Consider the following 16,113-nt stretch of genomic DNA (forward strand, 5'->3'; position numbering starts at 1 on the left):
ACAAAATGGTGCTGGTGATAGGATTTGAACCTACGACCTACGCATTACGAATGCGCCGCTCTACCAGCTGAGCTACACCAGCACGATTCATTTTGTGGCGCGGAAAATACGGACAATCACCCGCCTTGGCAAGAGGTTTGTTGTTCTTTTTGCCAACAAGTGCCGGACTTTCAGCCATGCCCTGAAATCAGGACAGAGACACACAATATCACATTGACCATGCTGTGATTATCCGGCTTAGATGTGCGCGATCAAAATTCATGTGCGGGGGCAAATCATGTGTCGTTGGCTGAGCTATATCGGGGATCCGGTTTATCTGGAAAAGCTGGTCTTTGAGCCGCGCCATTCACTGGTCGAACAAAGCCTGCATGCCGAACAGGCCAAAACGCCGACCAATGGCGATGGCTTTGGCCTTGGCTGGTATGACGAACGCCCGACACCGGGGCTTTATCGCGAAATCCTGCCGGCCTGGAATGACCCGAACCTGCGATCGCTTGCCCATCATATCCGCTCGGGCCTTTTCTTTGCCCATGTTCGCGCCTCGACCGGCACCCACACCAGCCGCACCAACTGCCACCCGTTTTCCAACGGCCAGTATCTTTTCATGCATAACGGCCAGATTGGTGATTACCCGCTGGTGCGTCGATCCCTGGAAATGATGATCGAGGATGAGTTTTACGAAGGTCGGCAGGGCTCCACAGATAGCGAACTGATATTTTGCCTGATGCTGACGCTCGGCCTGCGCGATGACCCGCACCGCGCCATTCGCCGCACGATCGAGGTCGTTGAAAACGAAATGAAGGTGCGCGGTGCAACGTCGCCGTTCCGCTTCACAGCCTGCCTGTCAAACGGCAAAAGCGTCTGCGCCATCCGACATGCCAGCGACGACAAGCCGCCATCACTTTACTGGCGCAAACGCGATGATCACGTGATCGTCGTTTCCGAACCGCTTGATACAGAAACCGAAAGCTGGACTGCTGTCGCGCCAAACCATACGCTGCATGTGGATGGGAATCTGGTGGTGTGCGAGGCAGCTACAATGTGATTACTGGTTGAGGTCAAAAGAGTTTAAGGCTAAATAGGCTACAGCTATGAAGAGCATCAGACTATAAAACACCGATACCGCATCTATGCTATTTGCAAATCTGCATTTGATGTTACAGGAATTGGCGTTACAATATTATTGACTTTGAATATAAGTCAAGAACATGTGATAATTCCACTGAACGACAATGTTTCGACGAGTGAATTTGTTGTCAGGTCTGTGTTTGTTCATTCGTTATCTTGTTGTCTAATGCAGGATAAGGTTATTTATTCATAGTGAATTCAAAAAAAATTCAAACCTAAGATAAAAGTATAATTTTTATATATGTTGTCAATGGCATGTATTTATCTTCGACGTGTTTTATTTATTTGTTGCATGGTGGGTCTGGGGGTTTGCTTTGGGTGCTCAAAACAGTTCTGCTATTAGAATATTAATAGAAATTATAGACGACGTTACTGCAAAAATTGCGTCGATTACACGAAGTTTCTTGAAGAGGCTGTTGACTGTTTTTAAAGCCGGAGTACCCCACTGTTTGATGGCGACGGCTTCATTGGTATTTAAGCTCTTGTATCGATCAACAAGGTTCGAGCGAACGTATCTAACTAAAAACCCGACTAAAAAGTACACTAGGCCGGCCAGCATAACTGCTTTGTAGGTCAAGGGGGCTGTCGTGGCCAGGGACACGTTTAGCAACTTCAATTCGTTAATTGGCCAATCTAAATGCCAGAGAATTAATACTGTAAGGGAAAGTATAGTTAAGTTCCGCATGGAGCGTCGAGCGTCCTCGGCCATATCATGCTGTAGGGCTGAAGCTATGACCGCCATTTGCTCATTTATACGGGCCTCAATCTCCTTGTCCTTGGCTTCTTGTTCCCTCATCTTTTCTAGCCCCCATTCATTTTCTTCCTTTGTCGCATCCCGAATTTCTTTTATTTTCCATTGTGGCTTTTTTTCCATCGATTTCTCATATTGGTTTTGGAATATAATGTTAGAAAGGGTAGGTAACTGTACTTGTTTTGAAGTGTCACGCAGTACAAAAAATGTCGAGTAAAAGCATTAAACACCTAGTGTAATCCTTAGTCACCCCGTATTGGGCGCTTAATTCACAACAACAATCTGACTGCGCGCCTTGACCAGTGCGCGTTGCAGGGCGTCGCTTGGCGCGGTGTTGAGCAACACGGTCTGAAAATCGCTGGCGTGGCCGTCGCGGCAGAGTGCCTTGCGGCCAACCTTTTTCTCGTCGATCATCAGGATCGCGTGGTCGCAGCATGACACAAGGGCACGACGGGCCCGGACTTCGTCCATGTTGAAGTCCAGCAAATCGCCTTCGTCACTCATGCCGCCCACACTGACAATCCCGAAATCGGCCCGCATGCTACCGAAAAAGTCTGCACTGTCCGCCCCGATGATATCCAGATCACGCGTACGCACCGTGCCACCGGCAAGGCGGAGCGTGACATTTGGCGCGTTTTGCAGCGCCATCACCACATGCAGATTGTTTGTGAGAACCGTTAAGTTGCGATGCGATGCCAGATGCTGGGCGGCAAGTTCGGCGGTGGTGCCGGTGCCAATCGCAATCGTGCAGCCCTCGGGGATCAGGTCAGCCACCTTGGCGGCAATCGCCATTTTGCCGGTGCGGTTCCAGACTTCGCGTTTTTCATAGGCCGAGTTATCCGGATCGGGTGCCGGGCCCGCCAGACCATGACGGCGAAACACGCGTCCCTGTTCATGTAGGTCGCGCAAATCGGTGCGGATCGTCTGGACCGAGACGTTAAACCGGCGTGCCAGTTCCTCGACCGCCATGAAGCCGGTCGATTTGACAAGGGCGACGATGCGGTCGCGTCGGCGGTCAAGGGGCACTGCATCAGACGTTCTAGTCACGGCTTTTCTTTCGTTCGAAAGTTGTTATTTCGCTTCTGATCTGAGTATAGACAGGCTGAAACACCGCTGCATAGCCCGGTTTTCCTATTGAAACATTTAATTCTTGGTGTTGTCACACAACTGAAATCGAAATCCCGATAGCTTCCGGATCGAAACATTTTCGAACGAAACCTTCTTTTCGATCTATAGGGATGCCGATCATGCGTAACGTTCTTCTTGCTGCGGTTGCCTCTGCCGCGATGATGCTGCCGGTTGTTGGGCAGGCTGCTGAAAAGCTGGTTCTTTATACCAGCCAGCCAAACAAGGATGCCCAGACCACTGTTGATGCCTTTATGGCTGCCAACCCGGATATTGAAGTTGAGTGGGTCCGTGACGGCACCACCAAACTGATGGCGAAACTGCGTGCGGAAATCGCTGCCGGCGACCCGCGCCCGGACGTTCTTCTGATTGCAGATACCGTGACCCTTGAAGGTCTCAAGCAGGAAGGTCAGCTTCAGGCCTATAAATCGGGCGAGGCAAGTGCCTATGAAGATGGTCTTTATGACGGTGAAGGCTATTACTATTCGACCAAGCTGATCACCAGCGGCATCGTTTACAACACCGCCGTCAAAGCCCCGACATCGTGGAAAGACCTTGCTGATCCGGCCGTGAAAAACCAAATCGCAATGCCAAGCCCGCTTTATTCCGGTGCAGCTCTTATTCACCTCTCCACCCTGACCGAGAACAAGGATCTTGGCTGGGATTACTATCAGGCCCTGGCAGCCAACGAAGCACGCGCCAAGGGTGGTAATGGCGGTACTTTCAAGGCCGTTGCGTCGGGTGAAAAGCCTTATGGTGTGGTTGTCGACTTCCTTGCCATTCGTGGCAAGGCCGATGGATCGCCAGTTGACTTCGTCTTCCCGTCTGAAGGTGTGACCTATGTGACCGAGCCGGTTGCGATCATGAAAGACGCCAAGAACGTTGATGCCGCGCACAAGTTCGTCGACTTCCTTCTGTCCGAAGCTGGTCAGGAACTGGTGCTTGATATGGGTTACATCCCGGCACGTAACGACATGGCGCTTCCGGCCGGTTTCCCGGCACGCAGCGAGATCAAGTTGATGGACTTCAATCCGGCCATCGCGCTGGAACAGGCCGAAGCCAACAAACAGAAATTCGCAGACATGTTCGGGGCTGAATAATGCAGGCTACAGGTCGCCTTCGCGGCGTTCTGCCTGGCATAATCGCCAAACCAAATGGCAACCGGTCTTCGGACCGGTTGCTGATTTGGTTGGTGGTGCCGGTATTTATTATTTCGATTTTGCCGATCCTGCGCCTTGGGTTTGAAGGCGTGATGGTCGGTGGTGTGCCTTCGTTTGATTATTTTCACGACGTGCTGGGCAATTCATCAACCTGGCGGGCCACGGCAAACAGTCTTTATACCGCCGGTCTGGGAACGATTATTTCCCTTTTGATTGGGGGTGCCTTTGCCTTTTTGGTGGCACTCACCGATATCCGCGCCAAGGCGGCATTGGTGTTCTGTTTCATGATCCCGATGATGATCCCGCCACAGATCACGGCCCTTAGCTGGGTGCAACTGACCGGACCAAGCAGCGCACTTTTAAACGCCATTGGCATGGCCCCTCCGCTGGGATCGCCCCAACCGCTTTATTCGGCCGAGGGCATCGCCCTTTTGCTGGGTATTCAGCATGCCTCCATCGTGTTTCTGACCCTGCGGGCAAACCTGCGCATGTTGCCCCGCGAACAGATCGAAGCCGCCCGTCTGGCGGGTGCACGCGGTGGGCGTTTGTGGTGGCAGATCATTTTGCCGCTGACCAGTCCGGGCCTGATTGCCGGAACCGCCATGGCGTTTGTGACCGCGCTTGGCAATTTTGGCATTCCGGCGATGCTGGGTATTCCGGCAGGCTACCAGACGCTGCCAACCTTGATTTATCAAAAGCTTGCCGGGTTTGGCCCGTCCGTTCTGGGTGAGGTTTCAGTCCTTGCCATGCTGATCGGGGCGATTGCGATTTGTGGCGTGGCACTGCATCACCGTTTGCTGTCCAAACGTGACTATCGTCTGATGGGGATGGTCGGGCGCCCTTTGGATGTGAAGCTCGGTGCGCGTCGCGGCTTGGTTGAAATGGTCCTTTGGGCGGTATTGGTTGCCATTCTGGTCATTCCGCTTTTGGCCCTGTTTACCACGGCACTGGTGCCGGCCTTTGGCGTCAAGCTGACATTCGCCAATGCGACGTTTGAGGCGTTTCACGAAGTCATGTTCGTGCAGCCATCCACCATCCGCGCGTTTCAGAACAGTTTTGTTCTGTCCGTGGGGGCGGCGGTGACGCTTGTTCTCATGTGCCTGCCGCTGGCTTATGTGATGGTGCGCAGGCCGTCCAACCTGACAAAGCTGATCAATCTTCTGGTCGAGGTGCCCTATGCGCTTCCGGGTGTGGTGTTGGCGATTGCGTGTATCTTGTTGTTCATCCGCATTCCGCTGATTGATGTCAGTTTGTATGGCACGCTTGCGATCATTTTTGTCGCCTACCTTGCGCGTTTTCTGGTGATTGCGCTGCGTCCGGTGATGAACAGCTTTACCCAGCTTGACCCGGCCCTTGAAGAAGCCGCCCAGGCATGCGGCGCCGGGTTGTCGCGCCGCTTGCGCGATATCCTGCTGCCGCTTGCTGCCCCTTCGGCTGCGGCCGGTGCACTATTGGTGTTCCTGACCGCCTTTAATGAACTCACCGTTTCGGCCCTTTTGTGGTCGGCCGGGAACGAGACGTTGGGCGTTCTGATTTTCAATCTTGATGACAGTGGCGACACCGTTCTGGCCTCGGCCGTGGCGGTTCTGGTCGTCCTTGTGGTGATCGCGCTGATGAGCTGTTTTCAGCTTGCCGCGCGTCGTTTGCCCAAAGGAGTTGTACCGTGGCAGACATAAATCTTTCGCGCATTACCAAATGCTTTGGCGATTATCGGGCGGTCAATCAGGTCTCGCTTGATATTGCCGATGGTGAATTCGTAGCCCTTCTTGGCCCGTCCGGCTGCGGCAAGACGACGCTTTTGCGCTTGCTCGCCGGGTTCGAGGAACCCGATCACGGTCAGATTTCACTCGGTGGTCAGGTCATGGCAAGTCCTGAAAACAACGTCATGATCAGTCCCGAGGATCGCAATCTTGGCATCGTGTTTCAGTCCTATGCCCTGTGGCCGCATATGACGGTCGCGCGCAATGTCGGCTATCCGCTTGAGGTGCGCGGGCTCAGCCGTGCCGATCAGGATCGCAAGATTGCCGAGGCGCTTGATATCGTTGCCCTTGGCCCCTATGCCAATCGCAGTCCGTCGGAACTATCAGGCGGGCAGCGTCAGCGTGTGGCATTGGCAAGGTGCCTTGTCATGGAGCCGCGGGCGGTGTTGCTTGATGAACCGTTGGCCAACCTTGATGTCCACCTGCGTGAAACCATGCAGCAGGCGTTTCTTGATTTCCATCGCCGCACCGGGGCGACGATGATTTACGTCACCCATGACCAGGCTGAGGCCATGGCGATGGCGGATAGGATTGCGGTGATGGACAAGGGCCATATTCGCCAGATGGCAGCGCCTGAAACGCTTTATCGCGAACCGGCTGATCTGATGGTGGCGGGCTTTGTCGGGGCAGGGGCGGTTTTGCCGGTACAAGGTGTGACGGTCGGAAGTAACGGCAATTGCTCCGTCCAGTTGGGGCAAAGCAGCATTACCGCGCGCATCTGCCCGAAACTGGCCGATGGCCTTACGACTGTGAATACGGCCAATGCCGGTCTTTGTCTACGGCCAGAAGACGTCTGGGTCACGGATGATGCGCCGTTGCGTGGTCAAGTTGATGATTGCGTCTATCTCGGCGGGCGGTTCCGCCTGTCGGTTCGGATTGGCGCGGATCAGACATTGCCGGTCTATGCCAACCGCCGGGCCCGGATCGGAGAGCAAGTCGGCCTTCAGGTCAATGACGGCTGGGTGTTTGACCGCATGTCGGGTGAGGCCGCCTGATGTCAGCCCGTATGCGTGTTCTTTCCGGTCTTGGTGAAAAGGGACCGGCCTGTTTGCGACTAGAATTCTTTAACCGGCGCTGGCTGCTTGATTGCGGCGTCGGTCCCGAAAGTGATCAGGGATTTGATCCGGCGTGGCTTAATAAAGTTAACGCTGTTTTCATTACCCACGATCATATCGACCATATCGGGGCGGCCGGCGAAATCGTTGATGCCGGTTTGCCGATCTATTGCACCGAAGTTACTGCGCGTTCCCTTCCCAAGGGCGCCAATGTCATCCCCTTGCCGCCTTATGGGGAAATTCAGGTCGATGGCGTGACCGTCACCACCGGACGCACCGGCCATTCATTTGGCGGGGTGTGGCTGCATTTCGAACTGGGGGGCGGGGTGCTGTATTCCGGCGATTTCTGTCAGGAATCTGATTACTTCCTTTATGACGCGCCGCCTGATGCCGCAACGGTCCTGCTTGATGCGTCTTACGGCATGGAACAACTGACCCAGCAGGTCCGCATTGATAGCCTTTTGACCACCATGACCAAGCTCGATGGGCAAATCCTGTTTCCTGTGCCGCCCAGTGGCCGCGCGGCGGAAATGGCGCTTCTGTTTGAACGTCATAGCCTGACAGACTGGTCGATGGATGATCGTTGTTATGGGCAGGTCAAACAGGTGCTTGATGCCCATGGATCGGATTATGTCGCAAGTGACGCGATCCGCCAGTTGCGCAGTCTTAAGGACAAGGCAAAGCATTTCAATCCGGATGCACGGTTGCTTTTGTGTCATGCGCCATGCGCGACCTTTGGCAAGGCGCGTGAACTGATTGATCAGTGGCAGGATGCCGGTCGCATGGGGGCAAGTGCGCATGTGATCTTTACCGGTTTCATGCCGATCGAGGCGCGCAAGATGGTCGAAAAGGGCCATGCCCATTTCCGGCGTTGGAACGTGCACCCATTGGCAAGCCATGTGATTGATCTCGCCAATCAATGTCACGCGATGCAGGTCGTGCCGCTTTTCACCAGCCGGCCCGAGGATTTTGGACTTGTCGACGGGTTTGACGGGCGGCTACAGCTTGCAGATCGGTTCTATTTGTAATGCATGCGTTCTCCAACAAAGGTGATGTCCGGTCATGATCTATGCCGCTGAAAAGTTCGATTTTCCCAAACTGCCGTTTGTTTTCATCCGGCACGGGGAAACCGATGCCAACAGGGCTGGCATCATTGCCGGATCAAATGAACCACCACTGAATGAAACCGGGCGCGAACAGGCGGTGGCAATCGCGCCACTGATGGCGATGGCAAAATGGCGGGCGGTCTATGTCAGCCCGCAGGACCGGGCACGCACGACGGCCAATCTGGTTCTGCCAGATTACGAGGCCAAGGTGCTTGATGGCCTGCGGGAACGTCATTGGGGTGATCTGGAAGGCCGCCCGATCTCCGAACTTTGCCCGCGCTTTGACACCCCGCCCAATGGCGAGGGGTTTGATGCTATGTGCCAACGCGTGTCCTTTGCCATGCAACAGGCCCTGGCCGAGGTCAGTGATGACCTGACCGTGATCGTTGCCCATTCCGGGGTGGCGCGCTGCATTCTTTACATGACCGGGTTTGAGGCCGATGGCCCGCGCGTACCCAACGCCACCCCGATCCTGTTCCGCCCGATGGAAATCGGCTGGGAGTATGAAAATTTGACCGAAAACCTGATCAAGGAGATTTCTGCGTGACTGAACCCAAAGCCCGTGATGCGCGTGATGCAGTCGTGTTCGATATGGATGGCACGCTGGCGCATTTTGATGCCGATGCTTTGGGGCATCTGGTTCATGGTGTGGAAAAACAGTGGGATGCGTTCTTTGACGCCATGGACCACGCCAAACCGATTGAAAATATCGAAAAACTGTTGCGCATCCTGCATGCATCCGGCCATGCAATCCTGATCTGTTCGGGCCGCCCGGCGGGCTGGCAGCACCGGTCAGAAGCCTGGCTGCGTGCGCATGATATCCCGTTTGATGGCATGTATCTGCGGCCCATGGATGCCGATCACCGCAGTGATGAAGAGGTCAAGGAAGACCTGCTGGCCAAGATTATTGAGGATGGCTTTAACCCGTGGCTTGTGGTCGATGATCGCAGACGGGTGGTCGATAAATGGCGCGATATGGGGCTGACTTGCCTGCAATGTGCACCGGGTGATTTTTAATCCTCATACAAATAAAAAGACCGGCCAGATGCCGGTCTTTTTTGTCTGCTTATTCGAATAAGTGGCGATACTCGCCATATCCCTCAGCCTCAAGATCCTCGATCGCAACAAAGCGAAGAGACGCCGAGTTGATGCAATAACGCAATCCACCGCGATCCTTCGGGCCATCGGGAAAGACGTGGCCAAGGTGGCTGTCGCCATGTTTGGACCGGACTTCGATCCGGCGCATGCCGTGCGTGTTGTCTTCTTTGGCAACGACATGCTCGGACTGAACGGGCTTCACAAAGCTTGGCCAGCCACAGCCGCTATCGAATTTATCGCGCGAGGTAAAAAGTGGCTCGCCCGAGACGATATCGACATAAAGCCCGTCTTCCTTATGGTCCCAGAAATCATTGCGAAATGGCGGTTCGGTGCCGCTTTCCTGTGTCACGTAATACTGTTCAGGTGACAGGTCGCGGATGGCATCCGGGTCTTTGTGATATTTGCTCATATTTCGTCACTCAAGCCTTTCTGGTCTTCGGTCCGGCAATTTCCTGTTTGCAAAGATGGTTGGAATATTGTCGTTGTCCAGTGACTTCACACCGAAGTGACATCAAAGGCTGATTTGGCCAGCTCTGATACTTAGCCTTGGCACTCAACCTTGGCACCAGGGCTGACGTTTGGTTTTGCCGTCATAAGGGCGGGCAAGGCCGTTTTCGATCAGCTCAAGATCAAGCGGGCTGCCATCAATCTTTACAGACGCCACCACACGTCCGCCATAACGGCCCCATTCCGGTTCGCAGAATTGAACCGATGTCGCGGCTTTCAGGCGTTGGCGGGCATAGTCGCGCGCCTTTTGCGCCAGTTGTTTTTCACTGTCGCATTGGCCGCGCATTTCAGGCGTATCAACCCCGCGCACGCGCACCGACATATTGGCGATCTCATCCGGCAGGCCGGGAATGGCGACATATATGGTATCGCCGTCATAGGCATAGTTGCCGCGATATTCGCGCAGCGGCCAGTCATAGCAGGCGGCAATCGCCGGTAGGCTTGTGATCATCGTTAATGCGACCGTGCATGCCATGACGGCACATTTGGCAAATCGGGATGTGGGCTGGCTTAAAGGCATCATGGGGCGTTTATCTTAAAGTTTGAGGCGGGCAAGGATCTGGGCGGCGCGTTGTTCGACCGGGCCTTTGCGAATTTCGACCAGTTCATAGCCGCATTCGTGATAGGTTCGGCACAGCACGACATATGTTCTGACGGCCTCGGAGAAGCTTTGTGTTCGTGCTGCATCGTTTTTGTAGATTTCCGACCAGGGCGGCAGGACAAACGCCACCCTGTGATAGCGATAGGTATTGATCGCGCGGATCAGATCGGGATTTTCCGGTAATCCAGAAAGCCTGCGGTGCGCCAAGGTGTCGGGCAGGCCGCGGTCGCAGAAAACCGTGCGTGGATGATTTTGGATGTCTTCCTGCCATGCCCGGATGGATCGGCGGAACATCAGTCCGGCATAGGCATCATTATCCTCCCACGGCAAGGCGGTGCCACCGCGTTCAAGCTGTTCTTCGATGATGGCACGCGCCACCTCGGGGCTGGTGTCAAAGCCCCGGTCATCAAGATGGTTGATCAATGTGGTTTTGCCCGTACCGGGACCGCCGGTAAGGACAACAAGGTTGGACGTTATGGGTGTTTGCATTCGTGTTCGTGTCTCCGCAAGCACGCCGTTCTGGTCGGGCTTTGCGGCAAGGGGATGGCAATATTGTTGTTGGTTTTGGGTATTGGCGAGATCTGTATGATCTGCGCAAGACGCGCTTTTACCGGCTTGGCCCTGCAAGTCAATTGCCAAGTCAACGGCAAAGAAAATGCCGTGCTGCTTGGTTGTCGGGGATTAGACGCAGCCTTCGATCAGTGTGATTGCATCGCTGCCAGCATGAATGGCGATGACCGTGCCGTTTTCATCAATCTCAAACCGGATGCCGTGCGTTTTGGCGTCATCCTGCCACCAGGTGACATAGCGCCCGTCCGGACCAAGATATTCGTTTTCTTCCTCGATCAAGGTTTGACCGGCAAAGGCGGCATACACGTCTTCCTTGGTCGATCCGATGGAAAGGCCATTGCGGGTGCGCACAAGGCTTGTGGCAACATCATGTTCGTCGCCATAAAGCGACACCCGGGCAAGTTTGCCATCAAGAACCATGTAGCCCAGTCCGGACGGATCCAGATCGCGCTGCAGATAGGTGCAGCTTTCATCATCGCCGGCAATAAAGGTATCAAGGTTCGGGCCGATCACATCGCGCAGTTCATCATCGCTCATGCCGATTTTGGTCGGGCCATAGCCCTGTTCGGACAGGTTGGCGATGCCCGTGGCAATGGCATCGGTAATGACAAGGTCAATGATCGCCGTGCTGCCGTCATGGCGGATTTTACGCGGTGTGACGGTCTGGTGCAGATGGACTTGGGGCCAGCCATTGCCGGCAATCCAGTCATCGGGGAAAAGCAGGTTGCTTTGTGGTTGCAGGCACAGAAGGTCGGCCTTTTTCAAAACATCCTTGTGGCGCGCCTTAAGCACAAGCGGAATGTCCATGCAGATGGTTTGCGGGACATCTTCCATCCAGCTGACCGGGACGCCCGGACCATCGCAATTCTGGGGATCGGGGCGGAGTTCGCAATAGGACGGAACGATATTGTCCATGACGAAATCAAGCCGCATCGGACCTTTGCCCGCCGAAAACACAAGCGTTTCAAGTGCCTCTTCGTTCGGGTCCAGCCACTGAAAATGATTGATCGCCCATGCGCTGCTGGCACGCATGTCCATGACCGCAAAGGCGGCCGGGCGGTCCATATCGGACATATCCGCCGTGCTGTCATCGGTCGCACTGGCGTGCGCATCCGTTGCGATCAGGGGCGAGACGGCGACGAGCAGGGCGCTGAGATATCGAAGGCTTGCGGGCATGTTTTACTCTCGGTCACAACATGTCTTGTTTTGTCTCAGAAGCTTACGCCAGTTTTGAGACGCTTCACAGTGCAAACAATTGCATGACGATCAGCCTAGCCATGCGGTTTTTCGATGCGTGCAAGAATATGATCGGAAACCAGTTGTGCCGAAGGTGAAAGCCGATGGCCGCGCGCGGTGATCAGGCTATAGGGTTTGATTTCAATCGCGCCATCAAAGGGCAGCTCGGTAATCAGCCCGCCACTGGTCAGTAGGGTTGTGACTTCCTCGGCCATCGGGGCGATGGCATTGGTGTCCGAAAGGGTCGCCAGCGTCACCAGAAGGGACGCGGAATTCAAACTCGAATGCGGCAAGGGCAGGTGGCGCGAAATAAACACATCCTCGATCGTGCGACGCATCAGGTTGCCCGGCGGTGGCAAGATCCATTCGAACTGGGCAAGGCGGGCGAGTGTGATCGGTTTGTTGCTTTCAAGCAGCGGATGACCGGTCCGCACCATCAGGCGGATTTTCTCGCTCCTGATTTCGCGGATGTTAAACAGGCGGGGGTCCATGTCCTCGGGCACGCGGCCAATGACAAAGTCATGATCACCCGCAAGCAAATCCTTGATCAGCAAATGCGACGGTCCAACCCCGACATGGGCCTCAAGCAACGAGTTGACGGCCTGAACACTTCGGATGGCGGGCACCACCAGTTCAACGGCCGCTGCGGTAACCGCTCCGATAAAGACGGTACCGCCACCATGTTTGATATCCTCGATCTCGCGTTCGGCTTCGCGGATTTCAATCAGCATGCTGCGCGCCCGCCGGGCAAGGGCGCGTCCGGCATTGGTCATCTCGATCCCGCGGGCACTTCGAACACACAAGCGCGCCTCAAGGATGTTTTCCATCTCAGACAATAGTCTAGAGGCAGCCGGTTGGGATGTCTTGAGCATGTCAGCCGCCAGACTGATCTGACCGGTCTCTTCCATCGCGACAATCATGCGCAGGTGACTAAGCTTCAAGCCACGCTGAAACAGGTTCCCAGAGCGGAAAAGCAGGGATTTCGCAGAACTGAGCGGGAGCAGATTGGATGTCTTGGCCATAATGGATTCCTCCGGTATGGCGTGATTTTAGTATATCAATTTTGATATGCAAGTTTCGAAAATGTTTATTTGATTGTTATGTAGGGCGTCTGAATAATGGCGCCGTGTCCTTTGGGAAATAGGATGCAATATCAATTGAAAACAAAGACACGACGTATGCAGGTCACGAATGCCTGTGAAAGTCGGGCGTAAAGAATAATGGCATGTATGCCGTGTCTTTTAGGGAGGATAGCTATGAAACGTCTCGGTGCCGTAATGGCAGGGGTCGCCTTTGGCGCGGCCGCAATGATGAGCCCGATGATTTCCGGCGGTTACGCCCATGCCGATGAAAAAGGCTATGTCGGGATCGCAATGCCCACCAAATCTTCGGCACGTTGGATTTCCGACGGAAATTCCATGGTCGAGCAGTTTGAAGCTGCCGGCTACAAAACCGATCTTCAGTACGCAGAAGACGATATTCCCAACCAGCTGTCCCAGATCGAAAACATGATCGTTAAGGGCGTCGACGTCCTTGTGATCGCGGCGATTGACGGTACCACGCTTTCGAATGCGCTGGAAAACGCAGCAGCAGCAGGCATCAAGGTTTTCGCCTACGACCGCCTGATCGTTGAAAGCCCGAATGTGGATTATTATTCCACCTTCGATAACTTCCAGGTCGGCGTCCAGCAGGCCACCTCGCTGGTTGATGGCCTGATTGCATCGGGTGAGCCGCCCTATAATGTTGAACTGTTCGGCGGTTCGCCGGATGATAACAACGCGTATTTCTTCTATAACGGTGCGATGTCGATCCTGCAGCCGCTGATCGACGAGGGAACCATCGTGATCAAATCCGGCCAGATGGGCATGGACACGGTCGGTACCCTGCGTTGGGATGGTGCGGTTGCCCAGGCCCGTATGGATAACCTTCTTTCGGCACATTACACCGATGAAGAAGTCGATGGTGTTCTGTCGCCGTATGACGGGCTGTCGATTGGTATCCTGTCTTCGCTTAAAGGCGTTGGTTACGGTTCCGGCGATATGAAAATGCCGATCGTTACCGGTCAGGATGCTGAACTGCCGTCGGTCAAGTCGATCTTGGCTGGTGAACAGTATTCCACCATCTTCAAGGATACCCGTGAACTTGCACGCGTGACCGTTTCGATGGTTGACAGTGTCCTTGCCGGCGAAAAGCCGACCATCAACGACACCAGCACTTACGACAACGGTGTGAAGGTTGTTCCTTCCTACCTGCTTGAGCCGATCATGGTTGATAAATCCAACTGGGAAGAAATCCTTATTGGTTCAGGCTATTACACCAAAGACGAAGTGCAATAAGCGCTTAGGCATTGAAGGTCCCGGCGTTTGCGCCGGGGCCGCTTTTCTTAAGGTTTCTAGGGCAACTCGCCCGACTGGTTTCCAGGAAAACAAAGACCAAAGCAGACGAAGACGCCGTTGCAGTGTCAATGGCAGTGGGAGGACCGGATGGATACCATCCTGGAAATGAAGAACATCACCAAGACCTTCCCGGGTGTGAAGGCACTGGATGATGTCAGCCTCAAAGTTGAACGCGGGGAAATCCACGCGCTTTGTGGCGAAAACGGTGCAGGTAAATCCACCCTGATGAAGGTGCTGAGCGGTGTTTATCCGCACGGAACCTATGAAGGTGACATCCTTTATGATGGTGGGGTGCAGGAATTCAAGGATATCCGCGACAGTGAAGAACGCGGGATCATCATCATTCACCAGGAACTGGCACTTGTGCCGTTGCTGTCGATTGCCGAAAACATTTTTCTGGGCAACGAAATCAGCGAAAATGGCGTGATCAACTGGCCGGCGACCTTTGCGCGCACCGGTGAGTTGCTGTCAAAAGTCGGTTTGAAAGAAAACCCGGCGACGTTGGTCACCAATATCGGGGTTGGCAAACAGCAACTGGTCGAAATCGCCAAGGCGCTTTCGAAAAAAGTGAAGCTGCTAATCCTTGATGAGCCGACTGCGAGCTTGCAGGAAAATGACAGCCAAAAGCTGCTCGACCTGTTGCTGGAATTCAAGACGCAGGGCATTACCTCGATCCTGATTTCGCATAAGCTCAATGAAATCAACCGGGTGGCAGACCGCATCACGGTTATCCGCGATGGCAAGGCGATTTCGACCCTTGATGCGCGCGGTGGCAACATTACCGAAGACCATATCGTCAAGGACATGGTCGGGCGCGATATGGCGCACCGCTATCCGGAACGCACGCCAAGTATCGGTTCAGGCAAGTTGATGGAAGTCCGCAATTGGTCGGCAACCCATCCGCTGCATCCCGAACGCAAGGTCGTTGATAATGTCAGCATTGATGTTGCGGCCGGTGAAGTTGTCGGTATTGCGGGCCTGATGGGCGCTGGTCGGACAGAACTTGCCATGAGCATCTTTGGTCAGTCCTATGGCACAGATATTTCCGGTGAAGTCCTGATCAATGGCACGCCGGTCGATGTATCGACCGTGGAAAAGGCGATTGCATCGGGACTGGCCTATGTCACCGAAGACCGCAAGGAAATGGGTCTGATCCTTGAAGAAAGCATCACGACCAACATTACACTGGCCAATTTGCCGGGTGTTTCGGAAAACGGTGTTCTCAATGACGGCGCAGAACGATCTGTTGCCGAGGAATACCGGGAAAAAATCAACATTCGAACCCCCAATGTCGCACAGAAGGTGATGAACCTCTCGGGCGGCAACCAGCAGAAAGTCGTTTTGTCAAAATGGCTGTTTGCGGCACCCGAGGTGCTCATTCTTGATGAGCCGACGCGCGGCATCGATGTCGGGGCGAAATACGAGATTTATACGATTATCAACCAACTGGCAGCCGACGGTAAGGGGGTCATCATGATCTCGTCGGAAATGCCGGAGCTTCTGGGCATGTGCGATCGCATCTACGTTATGAACGAAGGTGAGATCAAAGGACAGCTTGCGGCAAAAGACGCAAGCCAGGAAGCAATCATGCGCATGATCCTGAAAGGCTGAGGAACAGAC

At 54.4% G+C, this 16,113-nt stretch carries 16 protein-coding genes and 1 tRNA gene; 9 read left to right on the forward strand and 8 right to left on the reverse strand.

All coding sequences use genetic code 11. The annotated features are described in order from the left end of the window. Positions 1–6: 6 nt before the first annotated feature. Positions 7–82 (reverse strand) — tRNA-Thr (locus tag B2T33_RS02610). Positions 83–277: 195 nt separating this feature from the next. Here B2T33_RS02610 and B2T33_RS02615 point away from each other — a divergent pair. Continuing rightward, complete coding sequence (locus B2T33_RS02615; protein ID WP_286791070.1) at positions 278–1,045, forward strand: class II glutamine amidotransferase; 768 nt, start codon at positions 278–280, stop codon at positions 1,043–1,045. 405 nt (positions 1,046–1,450) lie between these two features. Here B2T33_RS02615 and B2T33_RS02620 read toward each other — a convergent pair whose 3' ends face one another. Both B2T33_RS02620 and B2T33_RS02625 read right to left on the reverse strand, forming a co-directional pair. Next, complete coding sequence (locus B2T33_RS02620) at positions 1,451–2,002, reverse strand: hypothetical protein (RefSeq protein ID WP_286791071.1); 552 nt, start codon at positions 2,000–2,002, stop codon at positions 1,451–1,453. A gap of 141 nt (positions 2,003–2,143) precedes the next feature. Further along, positions 2,144–2,926, reverse strand: a complete 783-nt coding sequence (locus tag B2T33_RS02625; RefSeq protein ID WP_286791072.1) for a DeoR/GlpR family DNA-binding transcription regulator — start codon at positions 2,924–2,926, stop codon at positions 2,144–2,146. A gap of 200 nt (positions 2,927–3,126) precedes the next feature. Between B2T33_RS02625 and B2T33_RS02630 the strand changes: the two genes are divergently transcribed. The 6 genes from B2T33_RS02630 to B2T33_RS02655 are packed head-to-tail and all read left to right on the forward strand — an operon-like array spanning position 3,127 to position 9,102. Continuing rightward, complete coding sequence (locus B2T33_RS02630; protein WP_286791073.1) at positions 3,127–4,104, forward strand: ABC transporter substrate-binding protein; 978 nt, start codon at positions 3,127–3,129, stop codon at positions 4,102–4,104. Next, a complete protein-coding gene (locus tag B2T33_RS02635; RefSeq protein ID WP_286791074.1) occupies positions 4,104–5,840 on the forward strand; it encodes an ABC transporter permease in 1,737 nt (578 codons plus the stop codon). The genes B2T33_RS02630 and B2T33_RS02635 overlap by 1 nt, the downstream gene beginning before the upstream one ends. After that, entirely contained in the window at positions 5,828–6,919 is a 1,092-nt protein-coding gene (locus B2T33_RS02640) for an ABC transporter ATP-binding protein (RefSeq protein ID WP_286791075.1), read from the forward strand. Before B2T33_RS02635 ends, B2T33_RS02640 begins: the two co-directional genes overlap by 13 nt. After that, a complete protein-coding gene (locus tag B2T33_RS02645) occupies positions 6,919–8,007 on the forward strand; it encodes an MBL fold metallo-hydrolase (protein WP_286791076.1) in 1,089 nt (362 codons plus the stop codon). Before B2T33_RS02640 ends, B2T33_RS02645 begins: the two co-directional genes overlap by 1 nt. Before the next feature lie 34 nt (positions 8,008–8,041). After that, positions 8,042–8,632, forward strand: coding sequence for a histidine phosphatase family protein (locus B2T33_RS02650; RefSeq protein ID WP_286791077.1), 591 nt, complete (start codon positions 8,042–8,044; stop codon positions 8,630–8,632). Beyond that, positions 8,629–9,102: an HAD family acid phosphatase gene (locus tag B2T33_RS02655; RefSeq protein WP_286791078.1), complete on the forward strand. Its 474-nt coding sequence runs from the start codon at positions 8,629–8,631 to the stop codon at positions 9,100–9,102. Before B2T33_RS02650 ends, B2T33_RS02655 begins: the two co-directional genes overlap by 4 nt. A gap of 49 nt (positions 9,103–9,151) precedes the next feature. Here the strand turns inward: B2T33_RS02655 and msrB are convergent, their stop codons facing one another. The 5 genes from msrB to B2T33_RS02680 all read right to left on the reverse strand — a co-directional run bounded on the left by msrB (position 9,152) and on the right by B2T33_RS02680 (position 13,119). Then, positions 9,152–9,592, reverse strand: a complete 441-nt coding sequence (gene msrB, locus B2T33_RS02660; RefSeq protein WP_064781657.1) for a peptide-methionine (R)-S-oxide reductase MsrB — start codon at positions 9,590–9,592, stop codon at positions 9,152–9,154. A gap of 144 nt (positions 9,593–9,736) precedes the next feature. Next, positions 9,737–10,141: a thermonuclease family protein gene (locus tag B2T33_RS02665; RefSeq protein WP_286791079.1), complete on the reverse strand. Its 405-nt coding sequence runs from the start codon at positions 10,139–10,141 to the stop codon at positions 9,737–9,739. An 84-nt stretch (positions 10,142–10,225) separates the two neighbouring features. Next, positions 10,226–10,780 carry an AAA family ATPase gene (locus B2T33_RS02670; protein WP_008890503.1) on the reverse strand — a complete coding sequence of 185 codons (555 nt, stop codon included), beginning with the start codon at positions 10,778–10,780 and terminating at the stop codon, positions 10,226–10,228. Positions 10,781–10,972: 192 nt separating this feature from the next. After that, positions 10,973–12,037, reverse strand: a complete 1,065-nt coding sequence (locus B2T33_RS02675) for a hypothetical protein (protein WP_286791080.1) — start codon at positions 12,035–12,037, stop codon at positions 10,973–10,975. A 95-nt stretch (positions 12,038–12,132) separates the two neighbouring features. Then, positions 12,133–13,119: a LysR family transcriptional regulator gene (locus tag B2T33_RS02680; protein WP_286791081.1), complete on the reverse strand. Its 987-nt coding sequence runs from the start codon at positions 13,117–13,119 to the stop codon at positions 12,133–12,135. Between the two features lie 234 nt (positions 13,120–13,353). On the opposite strand from B2T33_RS02680, the gene chvE reads away from it, so the two are divergent. Next, a complete protein-coding gene (chvE, locus tag B2T33_RS02685) occupies positions 13,354–14,433 on the forward strand; it encodes a multiple monosaccharide ABC transporter substrate-binding protein (RefSeq protein WP_063088394.1) in 1,080 nt (359 codons plus the stop codon). A 147-nt stretch (positions 14,434–14,580) separates the two neighbouring features. Further along, positions 14,581–16,104 carry a multiple monosaccharide ABC transporter ATP-binding protein gene (mmsA, locus tag B2T33_RS02690; RefSeq protein WP_286791082.1) on the forward strand — a complete coding sequence of 508 codons (1,524 nt, stop codon included), beginning with the start codon at positions 14,581–14,583 and terminating at the stop codon, positions 16,102–16,104. Positions 16,105–16,113: the final 9 nt, after the last annotated feature.

Source organism: Thalassospira sp. UBA4513 (assembly GCF_002388495.1).
GTDB classification, from domain to species: Bacteria; Pseudomonadota; Alphaproteobacteria; order Rhodospirillales; family Thalassospiraceae; genus Thalassospira; species Thalassospira tepidiphila.